Origin of the sequence: Methylophilus sp. UBA6697, from assembly GCF_002454655.1 — a bacterium.
Classification (GTDB): domain Bacteria; phylum Pseudomonadota; class Gammaproteobacteria; order Burkholderiales; family Methylophilaceae; genus Methylophilus.
This window is the reverse complement of record NZ_DKJH01000001.1, coordinates 153,530-178,775: the sequence shown is the minus strand read 5'-3', so window position 1 is coordinate 178,775 and position 25,246 is coordinate 153,530. Positions and strand designations below refer to the sequence as shown.

22 protein-coding genes are annotated in these 25,246 nt (G+C 52.6%); 17 read left to right on the top strand and 5 right to left on the bottom strand.

Going from position 1 to position 25,246, the window contains the following annotated elements; genetic code table 11:
* Positions 1-475 precede the first annotated feature (475 nt).
* The 4 genes from B3355_RS00780 (at position 476) to B3355_RS00765 (ending at position 6,780) form a co-directional block, all read left to right on the top strand.
* A complete protein-coding gene (locus tag B3355_RS00780; RefSeq protein WP_292779230.1) occupies positions 476-817 on the top strand; it encodes a hypothetical protein in 342 nt (113 codons plus the stop codon).
* 223 nt (positions 818-1,040) lie between these two features.
* Positions 1,041-2,123: an efflux RND transporter periplasmic adaptor subunit gene (locus B3355_RS00775; RefSeq protein WP_019881025.1), complete on the top strand. Its 1,083-nt coding sequence runs from the start codon at positions 1,041-1,043 to the stop codon at positions 2,121-2,123.
* Positions 2,124-2,141: 18 nt separating this feature from the next.
* Positions 2,142-5,330: an efflux RND transporter permease subunit gene (locus tag B3355_RS00770; RefSeq protein ID WP_292779226.1), complete on the top strand. Its 3,189-nt coding sequence runs from the start codon at positions 2,142-2,144 to the stop codon at positions 5,328-5,330.
* Positions 5,320-6,780 carry a TolC family protein gene (locus B3355_RS00765; protein WP_019881023.1) on the top strand — a complete coding sequence of 487 codons (1,461 nt, stop codon included), beginning with the start codon at positions 5,320-5,322 and terminating at the stop codon, positions 6,778-6,780. Before B3355_RS00770 ends, B3355_RS00765 begins: the two co-directional genes overlap by 11 nt.
* Before the next feature lie 46 nt (positions 6,781-6,826).
* Here B3355_RS00765 and B3355_RS00760 read toward each other — a convergent pair whose 3' ends face one another.
* Positions 6,827-7,189, bottom strand: coding sequence for a DUF4186 domain-containing protein (locus B3355_RS00760; protein WP_292779220.1), 363 nt, complete (start codon positions 7,187-7,189; stop codon positions 6,827-6,829).
* 5 nt (positions 7,190-7,194) lie between these two features.
* Positions 7,195-8,427, bottom strand: a complete 1,233-nt coding sequence (locus tag B3355_RS00755; RefSeq protein ID WP_292779217.1) for an MFS transporter — start codon at positions 8,425-8,427, stop codon at positions 7,195-7,197.
* 198 nt (positions 8,428-8,625) lie between these two features.
* On the opposite strand from B3355_RS00755, the gene B3355_RS00750 reads away from it, so the two are divergent.
* The 12 genes from B3355_RS00750 to tmpT all read left to right on the top strand — a co-directional run bounded on the left by B3355_RS00750 (position 8,626) and on the right by tmpT (position 19,832).
* Positions 8,626-9,546, top strand: coding sequence for a hypothetical protein (locus B3355_RS00750; RefSeq protein ID WP_292779215.1), 921 nt, complete (start codon positions 8,626-8,628; stop codon positions 9,544-9,546).
* Positions 9,547-9,561: 15 nt separating this feature from the next.
* On the top strand, positions 9,562-10,197 hold the full coding sequence (gene alkB, locus B3355_RS00745; protein ID WP_292779212.1) for a DNA oxidative demethylase AlkB: 636 nt from the start codon (positions 9,562-9,564) through the stop codon (positions 10,195-10,197).
* 195 nt (positions 10,198-10,392) lie between these two features.
* The gene (gene hpf, locus B3355_RS00740; protein ID WP_019881018.1) at positions 10,393-10,719 is read left to right on the top strand and encodes a ribosome hibernation-promoting factor, HPF/YfiA family; all 327 of its coding nucleotides are present in this window, start codon (positions 10,393-10,395) and stop codon (positions 10,717-10,719) included.
* Between the two features lie 141 nt (positions 10,720-10,860).
* On the top strand, positions 10,861-11,811 hold the full coding sequence (gene hprK, locus B3355_RS00735) for an HPr(Ser) kinase/phosphatase (RefSeq protein ID WP_019881017.1): 951 nt from the start codon (positions 10,861-10,863) through the stop codon (positions 11,809-11,811).
* A 19-nt stretch (positions 11,812-11,830) separates the two neighbouring features.
* Positions 11,831-12,712 carry an RNase adapter RapZ gene (rapZ, locus tag B3355_RS00730; protein WP_292779207.1) on the top strand — a complete coding sequence of 294 codons (882 nt, stop codon included), beginning with the start codon at positions 11,831-11,833 and terminating at the stop codon, positions 12,710-12,712.
* A gap of 24 nt (positions 12,713-12,736) precedes the next feature.
* Complete coding sequence (locus B3355_RS00725) at positions 12,737-13,144, top strand: PTS sugar transporter subunit IIA (RefSeq protein ID WP_019881015.1); 408 nt, start codon at positions 12,737-12,739, stop codon at positions 13,142-13,144.
* Positions 13,145-13,156: 12 nt separating this feature from the next.
* Positions 13,157-13,426 carry an HPr family phosphocarrier protein gene (locus B3355_RS00720; RefSeq protein ID WP_019881014.1) on the top strand — a complete coding sequence of 90 codons (270 nt, stop codon included), beginning with the start codon at positions 13,157-13,159 and terminating at the stop codon, positions 13,424-13,426.
* A complete protein-coding gene (gene ptsP / locus B3355_RS00715; protein ID WP_292779202.1) occupies positions 13,427-15,178 on the top strand; it encodes a phosphoenolpyruvate--protein phosphotransferase in 1,752 nt (583 codons plus the stop codon). It abuts the gene before it with no gap.
* Between the two features lie 127 nt (positions 15,179-15,305).
* Positions 15,306-17,336 carry a M3 family metallopeptidase gene (locus tag B3355_RS00710; protein WP_292779199.1) on the top strand — a complete coding sequence of 677 codons (2,031 nt, stop codon included), beginning with the start codon at positions 15,306-15,308 and terminating at the stop codon, positions 17,334-17,336.
* Between the two features lie 64 nt (positions 17,337-17,400).
* Positions 17,401-17,712, top strand: a complete 312-nt coding sequence (locus tag B3355_RS00705; RefSeq protein ID WP_019881010.1) for a hypothetical protein — start codon at positions 17,401-17,403, stop codon at positions 17,710-17,712.
* Between the two features lie 180 nt (positions 17,713-17,892).
* The gene (locus B3355_RS00700; protein ID WP_019881007.1) at positions 17,893-19,140 is read left to right on the top strand and encodes a hypothetical protein; all 1,248 of its coding nucleotides are present in this window, start codon (positions 17,893-17,895) and stop codon (positions 19,138-19,140) included.
* A 53-nt stretch (positions 19,141-19,193) separates the two neighbouring features.
* On the top strand, positions 19,194-19,832 hold the full coding sequence (gene tmpT / locus B3355_RS00695; RefSeq protein WP_292779194.1) for a thiopurine S-methyltransferase: 639 nt from the start codon (positions 19,194-19,196) through the stop codon (positions 19,830-19,832).
* Here tmpT and B3355_RS00690 read toward each other — a convergent pair.
* On the bottom strand, positions 19,815-20,486 hold the full coding sequence (locus B3355_RS00690) for an HAD family hydrolase (RefSeq protein ID WP_292779256.1): 672 nt from the start codon (positions 20,484-20,486) through the stop codon (positions 19,815-19,817). The genes tmpT and B3355_RS00690 overlap by 18 nt on opposite strands.
* A gap of 259 nt (positions 20,487-20,745) precedes the next feature.
* Between B3355_RS00690 and B3355_RS00685 the strand changes: the two genes are divergently transcribed.
* The gene (locus tag B3355_RS00685) at positions 20,746-21,639 is read left to right on the top strand and encodes an N-acetylmuramoyl-L-alanine amidase (protein ID WP_292779191.1); all 894 of its coding nucleotides are present in this window, start codon (positions 20,746-20,748) and stop codon (positions 21,637-21,639) included.
* Between the two features lie 163 nt (positions 21,640-21,802).
* Here the strand turns inward: B3355_RS00685 and B3355_RS00680 are convergent, their stop codons facing one another.
* Positions 21,803-22,690 (bottom strand): transglutaminase family protein, encoded by an 888-nt coding sequence (locus tag B3355_RS00680; RefSeq protein WP_292779188.1) that lies wholly within the window; start codon positions 22,688-22,690, stop codon positions 21,803-21,805.
* Positions 22,691-22,699: 9 nt separating this feature from the next.
* Entirely contained in the window at positions 22,700-25,240 is a 2,541-nt protein-coding gene (locus B3355_RS00675; RefSeq protein WP_047515400.1) for a circularly permuted type 2 ATP-grasp protein, read from the bottom strand.
* Positions 25,241-25,246 lie beyond the last annotated feature (6 nt).

The following is a 25,246-nucleotide window of genomic DNA, read 5'->3' as shown; positions in this document are numbered from 1 at the left end:
TTTCGATGGACGCCCGGCAAACCGAGTAGCACAGGATAAAAGCGGAAGTTGGGGCGTCTTGTTCTTTGCCTTCTTTCTTATGGACAAGCATAAGAAAGAATGGTCGCCGAAAAGGCGAAATAGATAGTTCATCAAACAACCTTCACTTTGAGCAAGCAAAGAAACTCGCTAACAAGGCGAAAAAGTAAGTGATCATCTCCAAAACAGCGCAAACGCACGCACCAACTTGGTGCACTCAAAACTGACAACCAGCTTACAAACACCGCTTTTCTTCGAACTACGCTTGATTGCGTCTTGTCATTCGCTATGTAAAAGCGTTTAATGTAAGCAATGTAAAGAGCATTTACGATAATACATTTTAGACTTTTATCGATGTTGACCGATCAGCCATCTTAATTTGAATAAATACTGCGCCTAAGGCGATATAACGCACATACCACTACAGAATTGACATTTTATTTCCGTTAACTGACTTATGCATAAACATCTGAATACCGCCGCGTTGCAGCTCAGACTGTGGGTCGTCACAGTGCTGTTGGCTGTGCTCGGCTTTGCATTAGTCGCAGAATTCTCTGACCATTCCAGCTACAGCGACGACACCGTGCGCGTACGCGTAGCCGAAGTCGTTGAGTATTCTGGTGATGGTGAAACGCCGTTCTCTTCCCTCATTCCTTTAATTTCCCCACCCGCAAGCATGACGATTGCTTGCGTGATTCTGTTTGCGTTGCTGGCCCTGCCTCGTCGCCGCGTGACCCCACGCCCGGCGTTTGTTCGTCACCTGCACTCGCGCGCCCCACCCGCCAATCCCCAGGTGTAATCCGCGTTTGCGCCCCTGCTCAACGCCGCTGATCGCCCCCCTTCCCCTCGTTGTTACCAGCACTCCCTTAAGCGTCCACCCAGGACGGAGCCTAGGCTAGCGGTTGTGGTTTGCAGCAAGAAAGGATAGTCTGACGATCAAGACAGGCCCCCTGCAGACAGGCATCCGCCAACCACCTGTTTTTGCAAGTATTTCTCTTCATTTTTTAAGATAAGAACACACTATGATTAAACAGAACTTAATCGTTTTAGGCTTGCTTGGCTCCCTGCTCAGCGCTTGTCACCAGGAAGAGGCGCACGAAGAAGCGCCACCGAAACTCGAAGTCACTACCCCATGGCACAAAGACACCATGATCACCAAGGAATATGTCTGCCAGATTCATGCCATCCAGCATATTGAATTGCGGGCACTGGAGCGCGGCTATTTGCAGGACGTCTATGCCGGTGAAGGCCAGGTCATCAAACAGGGCCAGCCCATGTTCAAAATCATGCCTAACGTCTATCAGGTCGATTTGCTGAAAGCACAGGCTGAGGCCAAAACCGTGCAAATCGAATATGAGAACACCAAGGCGCTAGCCGAGAAAAACATTGTCTCGCAAAATGAATTGGCCTTAGGCAAAGCCAAATTGGACAAAGCCAATGCCGAAGTGCAGCTGGCACAAACCCACCTGAACTTTACCAATATCAATGCGCCGTTTACCGGCATCATGGACCATCTGCTGGTGCGAAAAGGCAGCTTGCTGGATGAAGGTGACTTGCTGACCACGCTGTCTGACAACAGCCGCATGTGGGTTTATTTCAACGTGCCAGAAGCAGAATACCTGGACTTCAAGATTCACCAGAAAAATGAAAAAGGCGTGCCGGTGAAATTGCGCATGGCCAATGGCGCCTTGTTTGACCAGGCCGGTGCGATTGAAACCGTGGAAGCCGACTTTGATAACAAAACCGGCAACATCGAGTTCAGAGCAGATTTCCCTAATCCGCATAGTTTGTTGCGCCATGGCGAAACCGGCACCATTTTGCTGGAAGTACCTTACCCGAATGCGATGCTGATCCCGCAAAAAGCGACCTTTGAAGTGCTGGATAAGACCTTTGTTTATGTGGTCAACAAAGACCATAAGATCGAACAGCGCATGATTCAAATCGCCGCCGAACTACCCCATTTGTTTATCGTGAAATCCGGCCTCAAGGACACAGACACTGTGTTGCTGGAAGGTTTGCGCCGCGTCAGAAACGGACAAAAAATCGACACCGATTACAAAGCACCTGAAAAAGTCGTTCCTGAGTTGGAACTGTACGCAGAATAACCTTAAGGTGAAAAAAACATGTTAAACATCTTCCTCAGACGACCGGTGATGGCGATTGTGCTATCGCTGGTGATGGTTTTCCTCGGCTTTCTGTCGATTAAAACCCTGCCAATTTCGCAGTTTCCGGAAATTGCCCCGCCACGCGTGATTGTGACGCTGGCATTCCCAGGCTCCAGCGCGGACGTGCTGGTGCAGTCTTCCCTGATTTCTATCGAGCGCGCCATCAACGGGGTGCCAGGCATGAAATACATTGTGTCTGACGCCACCAGTGCCGGTGAAGCGACGATACAGGTGATTTTTGACCTCGGCGTAGACCCGAACGCGGCCATGGTGCTGGTAAAAACCAGGCTGGACCAGGTCATGAGTAAACTACCCCCCCTGGTGCAGTTAGAGGGGGTGATCGTCAATACCGTACAGCCGAGCATGCTGATGTATGTGAACCTGTACAGTAAAGATAAAAATGCCGACGAGAAATTCCTGTTTAACTACGTCAACGTCAGCGTGATTCCTGAAATTCAGCGTGTCCACGGTATCGCGCAAGCGCAGAACCTGGGTAGCCGCCAGTTTGCGATGCGTATCTGGCTCAACCCGGAACGCATGCGTGCTTACAAGATCTCATCTAAAGACGTGATGGATGCGATCAGCAGCCAGAGCGTGATTGGCCGCCCAGGTCGTTTGGGCCAGAGCTCGGGCATTTACGCGCAATCTAAAGAGTATGTGCTGGTTTACAAAGGCCGTTACAACAAGCCTGAAGAGTACGGCAACATTATTATCCGCGCCGATTCTAACGGCGAAATCCTGCACCTCAGAGACATTGCCAAGATTGAGTTAGGCAGTGAGTTTTTTGATATTTACTCCAACAAAGACGGCTACCCTTCTGCCGCGATTGTGCTCAAGCAAAACTATGGCACCAACGCCAGCGAAGTGATTGCTGACGTGAAAACCAAAATGGAAGAGCTGAAACAAAGCTTCCCGGCTGGCATGGATTATGAAATCAATTACGACGTTTCCAAGTTCCTCGACGCCTCGATTGAAAAAGTCATTCATACGCTGGCAGAAGCCTTTGTACTGGTAGCGTTGGTGGTGTTTATTTTCCTTGGCGACTGGCGCTCGACGCTGATCCCGACACTGGCGGTACCTATTTCGCTGATTGGTGCCTTCTTTGTCATGAAGGCATTTGGGCTCAGTATTAACCTGGTCACGCTGTTCGCCCTCGTGCTCGCCATTGGCGTGGTGGTGGATGACGCCATCGTGGTGGTGGAAGCCGTGCATGCCAAAATGGCCTCTGACCATGTCGGCCCCTACAAAGCAGTGCAACGCGTGCTGGGGGAAATCGGCGGCGCCATTGTGGCCATTACATTATTGATGACATCGGTATTTATCCCGATCACCTTTATGCCTGGCCCGGTCGGCGTGTTCTACCGCCAGTTCGCCATTACCATGGCTTCTTCAATCGTGTTGTCCGGTATCGTGGCGCTGACCTTAACGCCAGTACTGTGCGCCATGATCCTCAAAGACACGCACGGCCAGCCTAAACGCAAAACACCCATCTCGGTGTTTTTGGATGGCTTTAACTGGGTGTTTGAAAAGGTCACCGGCCGTTACACCAACTTCCTGGAAAAGGTTGTCACCCTGCGTGCCGTGACCTTTGTCGTGCTGGCGCTGTTCTCGGCCGGTATTTTTTATGTCGACAAAATCCTGCCTGCCGGGTTTATCCCAGGTGAAGACCAGGGCATGATTTACGCCATTATCCAGACACCACCGGGCTCAACGCTGGAAACCACCAACAAGGTCGCACGTCATTTGCAAATGTTGGCCAAGCAAGTGGAAGGCGTGGAATCCGTCTCCTCACTGGCGGGTTATGAAGTGTTGACTGAGGGGCGTGGCTCCAACGCGGGTACGTGTATTATCAACCTCAAGGACTGGTCAGAACGTAAACAGTCAGTGAAACAAATCATCGAAGAGCTGGAAGAAAAAACCAAAAACTTCGGTGCGGTGGTGGAGTACTTCCAACCGCCAGCGGTGCCTGGTTATGGTGCGGCTTCTGGTTTGTCACTGCGCTTGCTGGATAAAACCACCAGCGCGGACTACTACGTGTTTGACAAGATCAACAAGGAGTTCATGCAGAACCTGGGCAAGCGCAAGGAGTTGACTGGCCTGTTCACGTTCTATGCGGCCAACTACCCGCAATATGAGTTGATTATCGACAACCAGTTGGCGATGCAGAAGAAAGTATCGATCGAAGATGCCATGAACAACCTGGACATCCTGATCGGTAGTACTTACGAGCAAGGCTTTATCCGCTTTAATAACTTCTTCAAGGTGTATACCCAGGCCGGGCCTGAGTTCCGCCGTTACCCCAGTGACGTACTGAACTACTTTGTGAAAAACGAAGAGGGTGAAATGGTGCCCTACTCCGCCTTCATGACCATGAAGAAACGCCAGGGCCCTAACGAGATCACCCGTTACAACCTGTACAACTCAGCGGCGATCCGTGCTGAACCGGCACCGGGTTACACCACTGAATCGGCCATCAATGCCGTGAAAGAAGTCGCACGTACTACGCTGCCGAAAGGCTACGACATTGCCTGGGAAGGCCTGTCTTACGACGAAGAAAAACGTGGCAATGAAGCGCTGATGATCTTTATCGTGGTGTTGGTGTTTGTCTACATGGTCTTGGCCGCGCAGTACGAAAGCTTTATTTTGCCGTTTGCGGTCATTCTGTCCTTGCCTGCAGGTATTTTTGGCTCGCTGTTCCTGCTGAAGATATTGGGGCTTGCCAATGACATTTACGCGCAGGTCGGCCTGATTATGCTGATTGGTCTGCTAGGTAAAAACGCCGTGTTGATTGTGGAATTTGCCGTGCAGAAACATGGCCAGGGCATGTCTATCCGCGATGCAGCGATTGAAGGCGCCAAAACCCGCTTCCGTCCTATCCTGATGACCTCGTTTGCCTTTATTGCAGGCCTGATTCCATTGGTGATCGCCACGGGTGCGGGCGCAGTGGGCAACCGCACCATTGGTACCTCAGCCATGGGCGGCATGCTGTTCGGCACCATCTTCGGTGTGATTGTGATTCCAGGCTTGTACTATATTTTTGGTACCCTGGCCGATCGTAAATCACTGATCCGCAAAGAAGAGACCGAACCACTGACCGAGACCTACAAATACAACTCCCATCAGGATGATGATGACGATGAAGAATAAGCATTTAACCTGGATGGTCGCTGGTGCAGTGTCGTTGATGCTGCAATCTTGCGCCATCCCATTTATCACCAGCAAGCAGGCTGATACCAATCTGCCAACGCAATACCAGGAGACGGCTGCCCCAGCTGGCAATAGTGCCAGCGTCAAATGGCAGGACTTTTTTGATGACCAAAACCTGGTGGCGTTGATTGATACGGCCGTAAACAACAACAAGGAAATTCATATCATGGCGCAACGGATCACCGTGGCGCAGAATGAAATCCAGGCCCGTAAGGGTGAATATTTGCCATTTGTCGGCATCGGCGCCAGCGCCGATAAAGAGAAAGTCGGCAAGTACACCCGCAATGGCGCCGTTGAAGAAAACCTCGATATCAAGGAAGGGCGCTCCAACCCCAGGTTCCTCGGCAACTACCAGTTTGGCCTGGTTGCGTCGTGGGAGCTGGACGTGTGGAAAAAACTGCGCAATGCCACCAAAGTGGCGGTCATGGAGTATATGGCCACCATTGAAGGCAAAAACTTTCTGGTCACCAACCTGGTGGCCGAAGTGGCCCATGCTTACTATGAGCTGATCGCGCTGGATAATGAACTGGACACGCTGGATACAAACATCAAAATTCAGCAAAACGCGCTCGAAGTGGTGAAGCAGTTGCAACAATATGCGCGCGCCAATTCATTGGCAGTGAAGCGGTTTGAGGCCGAGGTAGAAAAAAACCAGAGCCGCCAGTATGTGCTGAAACAGAGCATTGTCGAAACCGAAAACCGCATCAATTATCTGCTGGGGAGAACGCCGCAGCCGATCAAACGTGCATCAGCAAACTTTATGGCCATGCAGAACAAGGTGATGCAAACCGGCGTGCCGTCTGAACTACTGGCCAACCGCCCGGATATCCGCCAGGCCGAGCTGGAGCTGTCAGCAGCCAAGTTGAATATTGATGTGGCCAAAGCCAATTTCTACCCATCGTTCTCGATCCGGGCAGGCTTGGGCTTCCAGGCGTTTGATCCTAAATACCTGCTTAATATTCCGGCCTCGGTCATGGCCTCATTCGGTGGCGAGCTGGTCGCGCCGCTGATCAACCGGAACGCGATTGAAGCGCAATACAAGAGCGCCAATGCCGTGCAGATCCAGGCGGCCTATGACTATGAGCAAAAGATTATCAATGCTTATATGGAAGTGGCTAACCAGATTGCCAATATCGACAACCTGGACAAAAACTACCAGCTAAAAAACAAGCAGGTAGAAGCATTGACGCAATCGATTGACGTGGCCAACCAGCTGTTTAAAGCCGCACGTGCCGATTACATGGAAGTGTTGCTGACACAACGTGATGCGCTGGATGCCAAAATGGAGCTGATTGAAACCAAACAGCAACAAGTGGCTGCCGTGGTGGATTTATACCGCTCGCTGGGCGGTGGCTGGCAAACTGCGGAAACAACGGCAACCAAGCAATAAGCTTTATTCACGCTGCCAAAGGGAGAAGCGCCGTCGGCCTTCTCCCTTATTTTTTGCCCTCAGCCAAGCGGATCAACCAGTGCTCAATCACCACAACCACATACGCCTGTTCTTCTAGCGTCAGCGCCCGGCCCTCAGGAATACGGTGCCATTTACTCAAACAGCCGCGGCAACAGGTCGCCGTGGCATGCTGTGCCACAAACACCGGATGGCCACGCATCGGCGTTTGCTGGCCGTCATTGGCCACCACTGCGGGCGCGAGGCGATCGGCAATAAAGCGTTCGGCATGATCAAGTATTACCGGCAGGCCTTTTTGTTGCAGATAAACCCAGTCTTTTGCGTTCAGCGTGAAACTGGTACGAAAGGTGGAGCGTTGCAGGGCTTGAAACAACGACTCCAGATCGCGCATGGGGTTTAATGCAGATGAGAAAGATGCAGGTCGCGCAGTTTAGGCGCTTTGATGGCGGTGACGCCGACCACGGCAATGGTCATGCAGCCGCCAAATATGACGGACGGCACCAGGCCCATGAGCCTGGCAGTGAGGCCGGATTCAAACGCTCCTAGCTCATTAGACGAACCAATAAAAATACCGTTAATGGCTGAAACACGGCCGCGCATATTATCCGGCGTCGCCAGTTGCAGAATCGTTTGCCGCAAGATCACGGATACCGCATCCATCATGCCGGAAATCGCTAAAATCACAATCGCCAGCCAGTAGGTATTGCACAGCCCAAAGGCAATCATACATACACCAAACCCGGCCACCGCCAGCAATAACCAGCGGCCGCTATGCTCATGAATCGGATGTTTTGCCAGCCAGACGCCCGTCACAATCGCGCCAAGGGCAGGCGCCGCACGTAACACGCCCAGTCCTTCCGGGCCCATCTGGTAAACATCATGCACAAACGCTGGTAGCATAGCGACTGTGCCGCCAAACAACACCGCAAACATATCCAGCAATTGCGCGCCTAATACCACCTGTGTGCGCCGTACAAAACGCAAGCCTTCGCCTATGCTGGCAAACACGTTCATGGACTCATGATTGTGATGCTCTTGCACGCGTAATGTGGTTGCCGCAACAGCCGCCGCCAGCGCCAGTATGGCTGACAAGCCATACGCAATCGATTTATCGGCAAAGCCAATGAGCAGACCACCGATGGCTGGCCCAACAATCAAGCCAATCTGGAACATGGAGCTGCCAATGCCGGAGGCTTTGGCAATGGAAGCACGCGGAATAATCAGGGCGAATAAGGTGTTGTAGCTGGGTGAAATCAAGGCCCGGGCAAAACCGGTGAGCGCCACCGTCGCGTAAATCCACCACTCGGTGTGCTGTGGATGATGCTGGGCGATCAGCACCAGCAAACCTGCGTTCACCGATAAGAATAAAGCCGAAACCACGGCAAAGCCACGGCGCGAAAAATAATGATCCACCGCATGCCCGGCAAACAGGGCGCTACCCATATAAGGGATGACTTCAGCGAGCCCGATCAGGCCAAGCGACCAGGGATCGTGGGTGATTTCATAAATATGCCAGCCGATGGCAACCATCATCATTTGGTACGACAGCACCATAAAAATACGATAGGTCAGCAACTTTGGGAACGCATAGCCCTGATGGGCAAGAATCTGACGAACGGATAAAGACATGGCCACTATTATACGCTATCCCCATCAGCCGCCTGTGCATTGGCGTCTTGCGGCAGAATCCCCTAAAATAGCCGGGCGGGTGCAGTGAATCAGGCAGTAGGCGGTCACGCTGATGAGCCGTCGTTGACTCCGTGCGACCCTGCCGATATAGATGGAGCGCACCCGCCCTAACCTCCGCTTGCAAGGAATACCCTTACCATGCGTCGCTTTTATCACTGTTTGCTCGCCATACTCCTGGCACCAATATGTTTTAACTGGTGGATGCCAGTGCAGGCGCAAGAGGTGATGCAAGTGTGGGTGACGGTCGATTGGGAGGGTTTGTCACTACAAGAAGACAATCTGCAAGCCATGCAGAAATTCAGGCAACAGTTTCCGCACATTCCACTACTACACCTGATCAACCCGGCTTACTTTATCCAGCCCGGCGTTAACCGCGCACAAATTGGTAGCCAGATACGCAGCACCTTGTTACCGCAAGACACCATCGGTCTGCATATACACCCCATGCGCACGCTGGTGAAATATTGCGGGATCGGCTACCAGGCTGAACCCTCGATTTCCGGCGCGGACGAGCACTGCTCTCAAACCAGTTGCGGCCACACGGTCAGCCTGGAATATGCCTATAGCCAGACCGAGCTCACACACCTGGTCAGTTGCGCCAGTGAGTTGATGGTCAGCAACGGCTTCAACCGTCCGCGACATTTTCGCGCAGGCGCCTGGCAGTTTGGCCCCAAATTGCAAGCAGCGCTGGAGGCCAACCACTTCTTGTGGGACAGTTCGCGCATTGATGCCAATTTACTCACCACGCGCTGGCATGCCGATAGCCCGTTAGTCAAACTGCTACAGCAACTGCACCCGCAAAGCACACCCATGGACCAACCCTATGCGCTGGGCTACAAACTGATGGAATACCCCGACAATGCGGCCATGGCCGATTACACCAGCACCAAACAATTGCTGATCCTGTTCGAACAGCTCCTTAATGCCCACCGGCCAGTGATGGTGATGGGCTTTCACCAGGAATCTGCCGCCGACTACCTGCTGCGCCTGGAACGTACCATCCCACGCATGGAGCAGCTGGCCAAACAAAGGAATATGACCATCGAATGGATGCCATAGACGAGACCAGGCCCTATGGATTTATTTCCTGAACACCGCACCGAACCTGTCGCGATCGCCGCTGGCGCCTATTGGCTGCCCGGCTTTGCCCTGCCAGTGATGCCAACGCTTTGGCAGATGCTACAGCAGCATCTGGCCGCGCATCCCGCACAACAGATGATGACACCCATGGGCTTAATGTCAGTCGCCACCAGCAGCATGGGCCATTGGGGCTGGGTAGGCAGTTCGCAAGGCTATGGTTATCTCGCATACGACCCGGTCACCGGACAACCGTGGCCAGCAATTCCACCAGTGATTTTGCAGTTGGCGGCAAACGCCGCCGCACAGGCAGGCTACAGCGACTTTGTGCCCGACAGCTGCCTGATCAACATTTACCAGGCAGGCAGCAAAATGGGCTTACACCAGGACAAAGATGAACAGGATTTTTCACAACCGATTGTTTCGGTATCCCTCGGCATCCCGGCCACATTTTTGTTTGGCGGAGCCAAACGCAATGACGCCTCAGCCAAAATTCCGCTGCAACATGGGGACGTCGTGGTATGGGGAGGTGAAAGTCGGCGCTTTTATCACGGTGTTGCCGCCATCGGGGCTCATCAGCATCCACTCACTGGCAACAAGCGAATTAACCTCACACTGAGAAAAGCAAAATAAGCCACGAACGTTAAGCAGGCGCTTATGCCCGCCCAAAGAAGTCTGCACAAATGCTGATTAGCATCAACAATCCACCTCACTTCCGGGTTGCATCCGTTTTTCAAAAGAGTAAACTGAAACTGTCTTATCGCACTTTCACTTCTTTTTTATAGGTGAAAAATTCCGACAGGACAATTTCAGAAAAAGGAGTTTGTCATGAATTTACAACTTACAGGACATCATTTAGAAATCACACCGGCATTGCGCGAGTACGTCTTATCCAAGTTCTCCCGCATCAGCAATCACTTTGATCATGTGATTGATGTCAAAGTCACCATGTCTGTTGAAAAGCTTGCCCAAAAGGTTGAAGCGACATTACATGTGCCAGGCAACGATTTGCACGCGACCTGCAGCGATGAAAATATGTATAGTGCCATCGACATGCTTACTGACAAACTTGACCGTCAGGTATTGAAACACAAGGAAAAACACGGCGACCACCATAAATCCGGCGGTGCAGTAAAACACCAGTTAAGTTCCTAAGTCTTGCCTCACATTCTCTACCCGCACGGGTAGAGAACTCAAACCCGCCACACACATCACTTTTACGTCGTTTCACCCCCACCGCTCAGCATTCAGTTGTAGAATGGCTGTCAATTCCCTGTTTACATGTTGACAACACGTATGGCGCAAATCTCAGTCGCTGATTTGTACAAGCAGATTCGCAGCAAACTCAAATTAAAATGGGTGGCAGGCGAGTCTGGCAGTCAAAAAATACTCAACTCCGGCACCGTGACCAAACCTTCATTGGCATTGGTCGGGCATTTGAATTTTGTGCACCCGAACCGCGTGCAGGTACTGGGTTGTGCCGAGATGGACTACATGGCCAGCCTGAGCATACTGGCGCTACAACAAGCGGTGAGCAATCTGTTCTCCACCGACCTGGCCATGGTAGTGGTGGCCAATGGTGAAAAAGTGCCCCCCATCATGCTGGAGGCCGCCCAGCAAACGCAAACCCCTTTATTTACCACCCCCATGATCAGCCCGCAGCTCATGGAGCTGCTCAGCCACTATCTGGCCGTGGCCACGGCAGAAACCACCAGCATGCATGGTGTGTTTATGGAGGTGCAGGGCTTTGGTGTGCTGATTACCGGCAGTGCGGCGATTGGTAAAAGTGAGTTGGCGCTGGAGCTGATTTCACGCGGCCATCGCCTGGTGGCTGATGACATTGTCGACTTTTACCGCACCTCGCCCGAGCGCATCGAAGGCCGCTGCCCGGAGCTGCTACAGGACTTTTTAGAAGTGCGTGGCCTGGGCATTTTGAACATTCGCGCACTCTATGGCGATAATGCGGTCAAACCTACCAAGCCACTGGATATGATGATACAGCTGGAACTGGCCGACGAAATGAAACCGCAAGACCTGGATCGCCTGAGCGCCAACCGGCAGACACAACGTGTGCTGGATGTCGAAATCAGCAAGGTGATTATCCCGATTGCGGCAGGCCGCAACATCGCTGTGCTGGTCGAAGCAGCCGTGCGCAACCACATGCTATTGTTGCGCGGCGTTAATGCCACCAAACAACTGACCCAGCGGCAAAAGCAAATCATGCTCAGAGAAAGCAAATTACGATGATAAGAAGTGGGTCGCACGTATGCAATTAGTGATTGTCACAGGGTTATCCGGCTCGGGTAAAACCATCGCTTTGCGCGTGTTTGAAGACAGCGGTTATTACTGTATTGATAACCTGCCTGCCACCTTACTGCCGCATATTCAAAACCACGTCGCTGACCGCGATGCGGCCAAAGTCGCTGTCAGTATTGATAGTCGCAGCATTGCCATTGAGTCGTTGCCGGATATTTTGCAGACCCTGAAAGCGCAAGGCATTGCCGTGCACCTGCTGTTTCTGGATGCGAGCCTGGAAACCCTGGTTAAACGCTTTTCCGAAACCCGGCGCAAACACCCGCTGAGCACCCCAGACCAGGCACTTTCTGAAAGTATTAACCACGAACGTGACTTGCTCTCCGGCCTGAATAACCTCGGCCATCATGTGGATACCAGTAATTTATCGGCCAATGCCTTGCGCCACCATACGCGTGACTGGATGCTGCAAATTGAGCAAAGCTACCAGGAAGCGCGGCCAGACGCACTGGTGTTATCGTTTATTTCATTCGGCTTTAAACATGGCATCCCGCTGGATGCCGACTTTGTATTTGATGTACGCAGCCTGCCTAACCCGCATTACGACCCGATTTTGCGTCCTTACAATGGCAAGCAGGCGCCAATTCAGCAATTTTTGCAAAACGAAGCCATGGTGCTTGAAATGCAGCGTGACATTCAGCACTATATAGAAAAATGGCTACCAAGCTTTTATCACGACCATCGCAGCTATGTCACCATTGGCATCGGCTGCACCGGGGGGCAACACCGTTCCGTCTATCTGGTGGAACAACTGGGGGCATATTTCAAGCAACAGCATCAAGTCATGATACGTCATCGTGAATTACAAGATGCCCATGCCACGGCTACCCCTTAAACTACGGAGTCTGAGAGCAAAATTATGATTGGTGTATTGATTATTGCGCATGGCAGCCTGGGCCCAAGCCTGATCGACTGCGCAACCCATGTGATGGGTAATCGCCCGGCACAGCTGGATTTCCTGGAAATCTCCAAGCATGACGATCCCGCCAGCGTACTGCCTAAAGCACAGGTACTGGTCAAGCAACTTGATAGCGGCCAGGGCGTGCTGGTGTTGTCAGATATTTATGGTGCGACACCATGCAATATCGTCACCCGCTTGCTAACACCCGATGAAATCGAAGGCGTAGCCGGTGTTAACTTGCCCATGCTGGTACGTGTATTGAATTACCGCCATGAAGGCCTGCACTCCTGTATCCAGAAAGCGCTGAGCGGCGGCCGCGATGGCGTTGTCCACTTTACCAAAACCACTTGTCACCACGCACAATAATATTCACTCCCTATGGTCAAACTTTCTCTCGAAATCATTAACAAACTCGGCCTGCACGCACGCGCCTCTACCAAATTCACCCAAACTGCCAGCCAGTTCAAAAGCGAAGTCTGGGTAGAAAAAAATGGCCGTCGCGTCAATGCCAAAAGCATTATGGGGGTCATGATGCTGGCTGCCGCCAAAGGCAGCATCATCGATATCGAAGCCACGGGTGCAGATGAAGCGCAAGCGATTGCTGCCCTGCAGACCCTGGTGAACGACTACTTTGGTGAGGGCGAATAATTGACCAGTTTCAGCATGCACGGCGTGGGCGTTTCCAGTGGCATTGCCATTGGCCATGCCCACCTGATTTCCCATGCCCTGCTGGAAGTGGTGCACTTTAAAATTGAGGCCGATGGTGTTGCCGAAGAAATCGCCCGTTTTGAACGTGCCATTGACCTGGTCAAGCAGGATCTTGAGCAACTCAAATCCCAGCTTCCCAAAAGTGCGCCTGCCGAACTGAGTGCATTCATCAACACCCATTTGGCCATGCTATCGGACAAGTCACTCTCCGAGGCACCAAAGACAATTATCCGCAATGAGTTATGCAATGCCGAGTGGGCGCTCAAGCAGCAAATGGACGATATTGTTGCCCAGTTTGATGCCATTGAAGACGCCTACCTGCGTGAACGCAAACAGGATGTAGTACAAGTTGTTGAGCGCGTGATCAAGGTATTACTGGGCCGCGACCAACTGGCGGCCAGCGAAAAGAAACTGCAAGCCCGGCAAGAGCGCGCCATGATCCTGGTGGCACATGATGTTTCACCAGCGGATGCGATCCAGTTTAAACATCACCAGTTTGCTGCCTTTATCACCGATGTCGGCGGCGTCACCTCGCATACCGCCATCCTGGCACGCAGCTTGAATATTCCGTCGATTGTGGCGCTGCAACGTGCGCGCGATTTAATCAACGACGGCGAGCTGATGATTGTCGATGGCGCCGCAGGCGTAGTCATCGTCAATCCGGATCCGGAAGTCCTGTCCGAATATCAACTCAAACAAAACCAGTGGCAACTGGCGCAACAAAAACTGCAACTGATCAAAACCACCAAAGCGGTGACGGTGGATGGCATAGCGATTGATTTGCTGGCCAATATTGAAGTGCCGGAAGACGTGATTAGCGCCAAGGCCTCAGGTGCCGTGGGCGTCGGCTTGTACCGGACCGAGTTTCTGTTTATGAACCGTGCAGAAATGCCCGGCGAGCAGGAGCAGTTTGAGGCCTACAAACATGTAGCCGAGGCTATGAAAGGCCATCCGGTGACCATCCGCACGCTGGACATTGGTGCCGACAAGCAACTGAACCCGGATGAAGTAGTGACTGCGACCAACCCGGCACTGGGTTTGCGCGCTGTGCGTTATTGCCTGGCCGAGCCGCATATTTTCCACAGCCAGTTCCGCGCCTTGCTACGCGCCTCGCATTATGGCCAGGTCAAAATCCTGATTCCCATGCTGTCGACGCTGGCCGAACTGCGGCAAACCAAACTCTTGCTGGAACGAGCCAAAGAGTCACTGCGCCAGCAAAAAATTCCTTTTGACGAACAGATCCAGCTGGGTGGCATGATAGAAATTCCTGCCGCCGCCATTAATGCTGACGCCTTCGCGCAAGAGCTGGACTTCCTGTCCATCGGCACCAACGACCTGATTCAATATACGCTGGCGATTGACCGCGCCGATGATGCCGTCGCACATTTGTACAACCCCTTGCATCCGGCAGTGCTGCGCCTGATGCAGATCACGATTCAGGCTGCGGCAAAATATGGCAAATCGGTCTCGGTCTGCGGGGAGATGGCGGGCGATATCAAACTGACGCGCTTACTGGTCGGCATGGGCATGCGCCAGCTATCCATGCACCCGGCACATATTCTGAGCGTGAAATCGCAAATCCTGCAGAGTGAAGAAAATATCCTGTCCAAGCAGGCAAAAAAAATCCTGTCATTCAATGATCTGGAAAAAATCGTACCGCTGATTAAAAAATATAACGGTGAGTTGCTTTAGCAAGAGGCGCGCAGCCTCTTGCATTTAGTAAGCTCATCACCATCATCAATATATACAATCACCCAAACGCGAACATTTGGCCAATAATAGGCCTCTATCAGATATTGCAACCCTCAAAGGATACGTTGTGAGCACCAATCCATTACTCGTTTTTAACGGCCTGCCAAAATTCGATGACATCCGCCCTGAGCATGTGTCGCCGGCGATTGACAGCCTGCTGGCTGAAGGCCGTACCCTGGTTGAGCAATTAGCCACAGCAGCGGACACCCCTGACTGGCAAAACTTTGTGCAACCGATCGAAAACTATTCGGAAAAACTATCGCGTAGCTGGGGACCGGTCGGCCATATGAACGCCGTGGTCAATACGCCAGAACTGCGTGAAGCCTACAATGACAATCTGGCCAAACTGACTGATTTTTATAGCGACCTGTCACAAGATGAACGTCTGTATAACAAATACAAAACCATTCAGGTCAGTGCAGGCTACGCACAACTCAGCCGCGCACAGCAAAAGATCATAGACAATGAAGTACGCGGTTTCAAACTGGGCGGCGCGGAATTGGCCGCGGCAGAAAAAGTCCGCTTTAAAGCCATTGCCGAGCAATTGTCTAAATTGGGTAGCAAGTTTGAAGAGAACATTCTCGATAACACCAACGACTTTAAACATGTGGTCGCAACTGCGGACGAACTCGGCGGCTTGCCGGAAGACGCCCTGCAAGCGGCGGCTGAAGCCGCCAAGGCCGAGGGCAAAACAGGCTATCTGTTTAGCCTGCATTTCCCGTCCTATATGCCGGTGATGCAATATTGCGAAAACCGCGCACTGCGCGAAATACTATATCGCGGCTATGCCACCCGTGCCTCAGAATTCAGCAAGCCCGAGTGGGATAACACCCACCTGATTGCCGATCTGCTCAAACTCAAACGTGAAGAAGCACAATTGCTGGGCTTTAATAACTATGCCGAGCTGTCACTGGCGACCAAAATGGCGGATACACCAGCACAGGTGATCGACTTTTTGGATACGCTGGCCAAACGCGCCAAACCATATGCCGAGAAAGACATGGCCGAACTGAAAGCCTATGCCGAAAAACTCGGCTTTAGCGATATGCAAGCCTGGGATGTGGCGTTTATCAGCGAAAAACTGCGCGAAGAGAAATACGCCTTTTCCGACCAGGAGGTCAAACAATACTTCCCCGAAGACAAGGTGCTGGCGGGACTGTTTAAAGTGGTGGAAACCATTTTTGGCGTACAAGTGCGTAAAACCGATGCGCCGCTGTGGCATAAAGATGCGGGCTTTTATGAAATCAGCGACCAGCAGCGCCAGCCGATTGCCTACTTTTATATCGACTTGTACGCGCGCCAGGGCAAGCGCGGGGGGGCCTGGATGGACGCATGTATTACCCGCCGCAAAACCGCCAGTGGCATTGAGTTGCCAGTCGCTTACCTGACCTGTAACTTCTCCGCCCCGGTCGGCGACAAACCTGCCTTGTTTACGCACGACGAAGTCATCACTCTGTTCCATGAGTTTGGCCACGGCCTGCACCACATGCTGACACAAGTCGATGAGTACAGCGTGTCTGGCATCAAGGGCGTGGAATGGGATGCCGTCGAACTGCCCAGCCAGTTTATGGAAAATTTCTGCTGGGAGTGGGACGTGTTGCGCCACATGACCGCCCACGTGGAAACTGGCGAGCAATTGCCACGCGCCCTGTTCGACAAAATGGTCGCGGCCAAAAACTTCCAGGCCGGCATGCAAACCGTGCGTCAAATTGAATTCTCATTGTTTGATATGCGCCTGCACAGTACGTTTGACCCCGCTGGCAAGCAAACCGCTCTGGATATCCTGGCACAAGTACGTGATGAAGTGGCCGTATTACGCCCACCAGCATGGAACCGTTTTCCGAACAGCTTTAGCCATATTTTTGCCGGTGGTTATGCCGCGGGCTATTACAGCTACAAATGGGCAGAAGTATTATCCGCCGATGCCTATAGCCTGTTTGAAGAATTGGGCGTGTTGTCTGAAACAGCGGGTAGCCGCTTTAAGAATGAAGTGCTAGCGCAAGGCGGTGCCCGCCCGGCCATGGAATCGTTTGTTGCCTTTAGAGGCCGCGAACCCAGCATGGATGCCTTGCTCAGACATAACGGCATGAGCCACTAACGCAACCTCAAGCCAGGTCTCGCCAGACTTGGCTTTTTAATTTACTTTATCCAAGGACGCCTTTATGTCACACACTGCGCGCTGGCTTTTAATTGCCATATGCTTTGCTTCCTCTTACAGTTTTGCCAGCCAATCTGCCGACGACGATATTCAAGCCAAAACGCCAGAAGGCGACGAGGTAGTCCTGCACTCCAACGGCTATTGGGAGTTTAAAGACGCAAAAAAAGCTGCGGTGGCCAAAGTCAAAGTGGAAGAGTTTGAGCGTAGCAATGGCTGTCCGCTTGGTATGCGCCCGAGTTTTCTCGGCATGGGTCGCTGTATTTCATATGATGACCCTATCCTCAAGCGCGGCTCATTAAGTGGTAAAAGCCGTTGACCATTCAGACAGCAAGAAAGCACTAAAACAGGGCAGCCATGGCTGCCCTGTTGCATTTTGTGTGCTGCGAAGCACCCATCACTTTTATGCCAACTCACTGATAGCAATTGGTTTTCTCCGGCAAAGCCAAGTGGAACGCGCCTTGCTTAAACATGGTTTTACATTTAATGTTGAAGCACCATGATTAACTCACTCGACTTTGCCCGCCACGGCGACAAACAAAACTCAGCTTTTTTTGAGGAGTATTTACAGAAGCTGCTTGAAGAACGCGATCAGATGGGTCTGACGGAGATGATTCAGGAAATTGATGCGCTGATGATCACGGTGGACCCGGATCATTCAATTCAATATATCGCTGAATTGTCGCTGATGACCTCCTACCATTACCTGGTCACGCTGGAGAGTGAAAAGCACTGGACGCATGTGTTGCGTATAGACCTCAACTCGCCAGACTTGCTGGTACGCGAGGTCAAAGACCCCAATCTGCGTGGTATTTTCCGTTCACTGAATGAAATTTACCCGGTGGGTGCGCGCAAACCCAATAGCCGCTATATGGGCGAGATTATCCGCGTCAGCAATATGCATGAGGTGGTCAAATTGCAGGAAGAACGCGAATTCCGCTTCTTCACGCAAGACGAGGTACGCAAACTGGAGCTGCCTGGCAATGTGGCGATCAGCAAGCCGTCGCCGTATACACATAATATCGTTGGCTATATGAAACGTGATCCTGGCGAACTGCGTGTGTATTCACTGGGCATTAGCACCATACGCACCGATGTGCAGGCCGCGTATGAGCAAGCCAAAGACCAGCAGGCCAAGCTGCGTATAGACGACCTGATTCTGCCGGTCGACCACCTGGCCACGCGCGTCTATAGCCAGAACCGTGAAGTGGCGATTCTGGAATACCTGTCCTGGTCCAGCTATTTTTTCTGGGGCGCTTACAATATCTGGGACCAGAACTCCTCAACCAATGTCACCAAGAGTGTGCATGGTTTTGCCGAAACCAAGAGCCCGGCCAAAGTGTTCACCGCCAACAACACGCCCTACTTTGTGAATCACCTGGAGAAACTGCCCTCGCCGACCGAAACCTTTGTGCGCAACTATGGCCCGCGCTTGCACCACATTGCTTTATCGGTGAAAGACGGCACGCGTGATGGCAAGGAAAATATCGACTTTGTCGTCAATGCCATTGCCAGCCAGGGCAAAGGCTTTTTGCTGGATGTGATCGGCTCGAAAGAAGAAGGGCTGAAACAGATATTCTCCAATGCCTCGGAGCATTCCTCACTGATTATTGAATACGTGCAACGCTACGATGGCTTTGATGGCTTTTTTACGCGCGACAACGTAGCCAAACTCACGGAAGCGGCCGGCGTGGAAGAAGGGGTACTGGAAGCGCAAGCCAAACTGAGCCAGCTGGCCGGTAAATAAGCTGGCCAGCGTCATGCCTTATACTGGGTGCGATTCCATCACCTGAACACCCTATGCATCACGACTTCTGGCATCAGCGCTGGCAACATCAGCACATTGGCTTTCATTTAAACGCGGTAAATCCGTTTTTATTGGCGCACTTTCACGCACTAAACTTGCAACCCGGCCAACGTGTGTTTGTCCCCTTATGCGGCAAAACGCTGGATATTCACTGGTTATTGACGCAAGGCATGCAAGTCGTGGGGGCTGAGCTCAGTGCATTAGCGGTGGATGCATTATTTACTGAGCTTAAACTCACACCAAAAGTCACACAAGCTGGTGGCCTCAGGCATTACCGTGCCAAACAAATAGAGATATTTCAAGGTGACTTTTTCGCACTCACCCAAGACCAGCTAGGCACCGTGGATGCCACCTATGACCGCGCGGCCCTGATTGCCTTGCCAGACGAGATGCGCAAACAATACTGCCAATCCCTGATGGCCATCACGCAAACCGCACCGCAATTGCTGGTCAGTTTCCAGTATGACCAGTCTTTAGTGCCTGGCCCGCCCTTTAGCGTCCACAAAGAAGAAGTAGCTACCCACTATCATGCACATTATGTGCTGACAGAGCTAGCCAGCATCACGATGGAAAAAGGCTTGAAAGGACAGTATCCGGCTGAAGAAACGGCTTGGCTACTCAGCCCGCGCTAAGACACAACCGGCCAGACTGTCATGTTGCTCCAGCCAGTGTTGCAAGCTTTCTACCACTTGATGTGCATGCGCTCTTACCAGTTCGCTTGGCTGCCGCAGATCTGGCACCACTACCACGCGCAAACCTGCGGCAATCGCTGCCTGTGCACCCAGTTCGCTGTCTTCAAACGCAATACACTCCTCTGCGGACAACCCCAGTTTTTCCAGCGCCAATAAGTAAATATCCGGGTGAGGTTTACCGCGTTTGACTTCCTGCCCGCTGGTGACATGGCTGAAATAATCCAGTACACCGGTATGCGTCAAGCGATGGGTGATATGCGGAATCGGCGAAGAAGAGGCCACACTGCAGACAATGCCTTGTGACTGGTAATACTGCAACAAGGCCTGCGCGCCATGTTTGAGGGGAAATGCATGATCGCGCAGTGCTAGAAACGCATTCAAGCCCTGCATCACGTGCTGGAAGTTGGCTTCGCCGCCCAACTGTTGCGTCATCAGCCGCGTGGAATCTGACCATACCCGCCCCACCAGCTCGACATATTCGGCCTGTGTATAAGTGATGCCGATAGTAGCTGCTGCCTGGATGCAGCCTTGCATAATAATGCGCTCGGAATCGATCAGCAGACCGTCCATGTCAAAAATAGCCGCTTTAATCACTGACAATGCTCATGTGCAAATAAAACCCTATTTTACCGCGACTGAGTTGCGGCTAAACACACACTTTTCAGCATATATGCGTTTATTTGTCGCCAACATCCAGTCAAATCAACACAACTTAACAAAGGGTGGCTAATATAAAAGCACATGACACCAGCACACCGGCGGTTCATGCCATACAGAGATCGCCACAGTAGCGTGGATGAACAGGTGGCGGCACTTCAATCGACAAAGTATCAAATCGTAAAGGAGCCCCACGATGGACAAAGCAAAACTGTATACCTTGCGCTGGTCAGCCATGCAAATCGCCAGACTGTCTGCCGACCCGAAAGTGGATGCACTGGCACTCAGCCAGATTGAAATCCTGTCACAATTGCTGGAAGAACCGGTCCCCGAAGAGTTCAGGCCGCCGGAACCACCTCGCCCCAGTTTGCATCCGGAAGCAGTGGTCTCTGAAAAAAAGCGCTATCCGCTCGGCGAAAGAAAACTGTGGTATCCAGAAGCCGTCGTACGCACGGACATTAAACGCGCGGCACAGGGTGAATACCCCAAATCCTATCCCTATGGCGCCATCGTGCATTTCACCGCCGGACAATACACCAAAGGCCTTGAAAATGCAGTGAGTGCCATTGCGGGCAGCCCGTATTTCTTTTGCTGCATCAGCACCGACGGCAAACTGGTGCAAGCTAATCCGCTCAACCAATGGGGCTATCATGCTGGCGAAAGCGCCTGGACCATCGCTGGTGAAAAACGCAGTGGCGTCTCCAACTTTCTGGTGGGTATTGAAATCACCAATCCCGGGCGGCTCGAAGTACATAACGGCAAGTATTACACCTATTGGGATACCAGTCACAAACAGCCCATAGACGCCAAAAAAGTACGCGTGATTGATCAAAACACCGACAACATGCTGGCTGGCGCCTATTTGCCTTATAGCAAAGCGCAGGAAACCACGCTGATTGAGTTTCTGCTATGGGCCAAAGCAAACAACCCCAGCGTGTTTGACTTTGACTATGTACTCGGCCATGACGAAGTGGCTGGCCCCAAAGGCATAGGCCGCTGGCGCAAAAATGACCCGGGCGGTGCGCTGTCAATGACCATGACTGAATTCAGGCAATTACTCAAGGATGAATATAAACAGCGCTATGGTTAGTATGCGCAGGCAAAAAAATGCCCCGACAAGTCGGGGCCAATCGTAGACTTTACTACTGAATCTACGTCCTCACAGGGGGTAGATTAAACGATGCGCATGCCTCCAGAGTTGACTCACATCAAACCGCCTGCTGAAAACGCTGCAAATCGTGCTGAGGGTAAAGCTAAACCGTAGCGTATTCTAGCGGCGTCACCGTGACATTCACGGTCAAATGTTGCTGACCACCACCCAGCACGACGCCACGCATGGGGGACACATCACTGAAGTCGCGACCCCAGGCCACGGTAATATGCTCTTGCTGCACCAGGCAGTTATTGGTCGGGTCGAAGTCTACCCAGCCATACACCGGGCAATACACCGACACCCAGGCATGTGACGCGTCCGCACCAACCATACGCGGCTGCCCTGCGGGCGGGTGTGTGAGGATATAGCCGCTGACGTAGCGGCATGCCAGCCCCAGTGAACGCAAGGCACCGATCATCAGGTGGGCAAAATCCTGGCAAACACCGCGACGACCTTTGAGCACTTCATCCAGCGGTGTGGAAATATCTGTCGCTTGCGGGTCAAACTCAAACTCGGAATAGATATGCTGGGTGAGTGCCATGGCGGCGTCCAGCAACGACCGTTGCGGGGTGAAACACTGGCGCGCAAAGCTGGCCAGCGCCTCGCTGACTTGCACCTTCGCCGTGGCATAAACAAAAGGCGTGGCGCTTAAATGTTGCGTAGCCTGCAATTGCAAGGTGTCGTGCACGCTTTCCCAGGCCGGGCTTTGTAATAGTTCAGCCAGGATAGGCCGCGGCTGCACATCCACCTGAAACCGCGACGTCACCTCCAGTGACTCATGTGGCACCAATAAGGTGACGTAATCATTATGATTGCCAAAAAAATCCAGGCGCCGTGATTGCTCAGCCGGCACCGGCTCACAGACCAGCGTATAAGACACGCACTGCTGAAAATCCGTCTGGCGCGGCATCATATGCAATAACTGCTGTGACTGGATCACAGGAATATCGTAGCTGTATAGGGTTTGGTGCTCGACCTGATAACGCATCGCCAGTCCTTAATAACGCGGGATCACCAGCGGACTGGCATAACTGAAAAAACGCAGACTCAGCCGGTCTGACAAGGTGAGTGTGACGGCATAAGTGCGGTTAAGCCACTCGGCCAGTGCGGCATTCCCAACCGTAAAGCATTGATCCGGGTCCAGTTGCAGCAAGGCTTGCCAGCAATCATTGAGCTCAGTAGCAATGCCGCCAGCGTTATCTTGTGCATCCATTTCTTCCAGGTATTTCACCAGGCCTTTAATCTGGAACACCACAGAATTAGGGTTATTGTCGTCCATCAACAGCAGGTCCAGCACCGGCAACCATTCCGGCTGTGCCGCGTAACGGGCACGATAAGTCACCAGGTTATTGGTCACTTGCAGCAGCCACTCCAGGTTGCTGTGCTGCGGCATAGCAAGTGCGCGGCTGAGCAACACACACATAAACTGCAAGCGCTCAATACGCCGCCCAAGTGACATAAAGCGCCAACCGAGGTCACGCGTCATCCAGTCCATGGCAAAGCCGGTGAGCGTTACAAAATGATTGATGGCCTGCTCAATGTAAGACAGAGCGTCTTGCAACGTGGCATGCTGGTGACGGGTAATAAACAAACGCGACAACACATTGACGGTACGCCAGTGGTCATTCGAAATGCGCTCACGCAGGTTAAATGCCTGCTGGAATAATTGCTGCACACTGGTGGCCAAGCTATTGGATTGTTGTGAAAACACGGACTGGATCAATAGCGGTTCAATATCATCGTCTGCCCATGGCTGCCAACTGGCTAAGGCCTCCTCGTCCTCGGGACAAGGCAGTAAATCAAACCACTGACACAAACCCTGCATGGTGATCCACTCGCCATCGCGCATTTCTGGCGTGTACTCAAGCAGAGCCCGGATCGTGGCACGCAACATCATGGCTTTTTGCAGATTGCGTACCGAGTAGCGGCCATACCAGAACAGGTTTTCCGCCATGCGGCTCGAGAGATAGGCATTCTCGCGCACCAGATCCTGGCTGGAATTGGTTTTGCGCAACAGGCTGAATGGCGGCTGGCTATCATGTGACAACACCCAGGTATCTTTGCTGGTGCCGCCACGCTGCATGGTCACCACGCGCGCATCCTTGCCACTGGCAACCCGGGACAAGCCGCCGGGTAAAATCGCATAACCATTTGGTGTAGCAAACGCATACACACGCAGGCTCACGGCGAGCGAACCGATTTGCGGCTGATGCTGATGGCTGGTGAGTACCGGCGCATGCGAAATATCCACTTGCTCCTGGGCAATATAATGATCAGGCTGCGCCCGTAGCCGCTCAATCAACGACTCTTTTTGGCTGGGATTTAAGTCCTCACCAAAAATGGGCGAAGACCGCACCTGCGGGTAAGCCGGTTTGATCACCAGGTCATCCAGATGCTGGATCACATATTCCAGCGCAGCGGGTTCACCACACCACCAGGTGCCCACCGACGGCATACGTAGCGCCTCGCCTAACAATGACTGGCATAAATTGGGTAAAAATCCGAGTAAAGCGCCAGATTGCAACAGGTTGGCGCCAAGCGCATTGGCGATCAGCACATTACCCAGACGGGCGGCCTGCGTCAGGCCAGCCACGCCCAGCAATGAGTCGGCATTCAACTCCAGCGGATCACAATAATCATCATCAATACGGCGCAAGATGGCATGCACCGGCCGCAGCCCGGCAATGGTTTTTAGCCAGACAATGCCATTGCGCACGGTGAGGTCGCTGCCTTGTACCAGTGGGTAGCCCAGATAGCCAGCCAGGAAGGACTGCTCATGATAAGTCTCGTTATAAGGTCCGGGAGTCAGAATAACCACCAACGGAGGCTCCCCTTGCCCCAGTGCGGCAATGCCAGGGACAGTCTGCGCCTGATTATCAGCCACCCGGTGTCCCCAATGCGCCAGACTGTCGCGCATGCTGGCAAAAAATCCACTCAGCCGCTCAATATTCAAGTCACGGAACAACTCTGGAAAAGCACTCGAAATAATGGTGCGGTTTTCCAATGCATAACCCGCACCCGTCGGTCCTTGCGTACGGTCAGACACCACCCACCATTGGCCGTTGGGCGCACGCGCAAGATCGACCGCATAGTGATGCAAGGCGACATTATCGTAATGCGGGATGCCGACACATGACGGCAAAAAGCCGTTATGGCCGTAAATCAGGGCTGGTGGCAATTGACCGCTGGCCAATAAACGCTGCTCGCCATAAACATCAAGCAATACCTGATTAAGCAAAGTAGCCCGCTGCGCCACCGAAGCAGCAATGTGTTGCCATTCGTCCTGCGGAATAATCAGCGGTAGTACATCCAGGTCCCACGGACGCTGCACGCCATGCGTATCGGCGTAGACGTTATACGTCACGCCGTTATCCCGCACCTGCCTTTGCACCGCCTCAATGCGTTTGCGCATCGCTGTTGGCTCTTCGGACTCAAGCTGTGCCAACAGCGCTTGCCAGTGTGGGCGCGCCTGGCCGTTGCTATCCAACAGTTCGTTGTAGCGGTCAGAAAAATAAAGCTGATTAAGCACTGATTGCATGCTGGG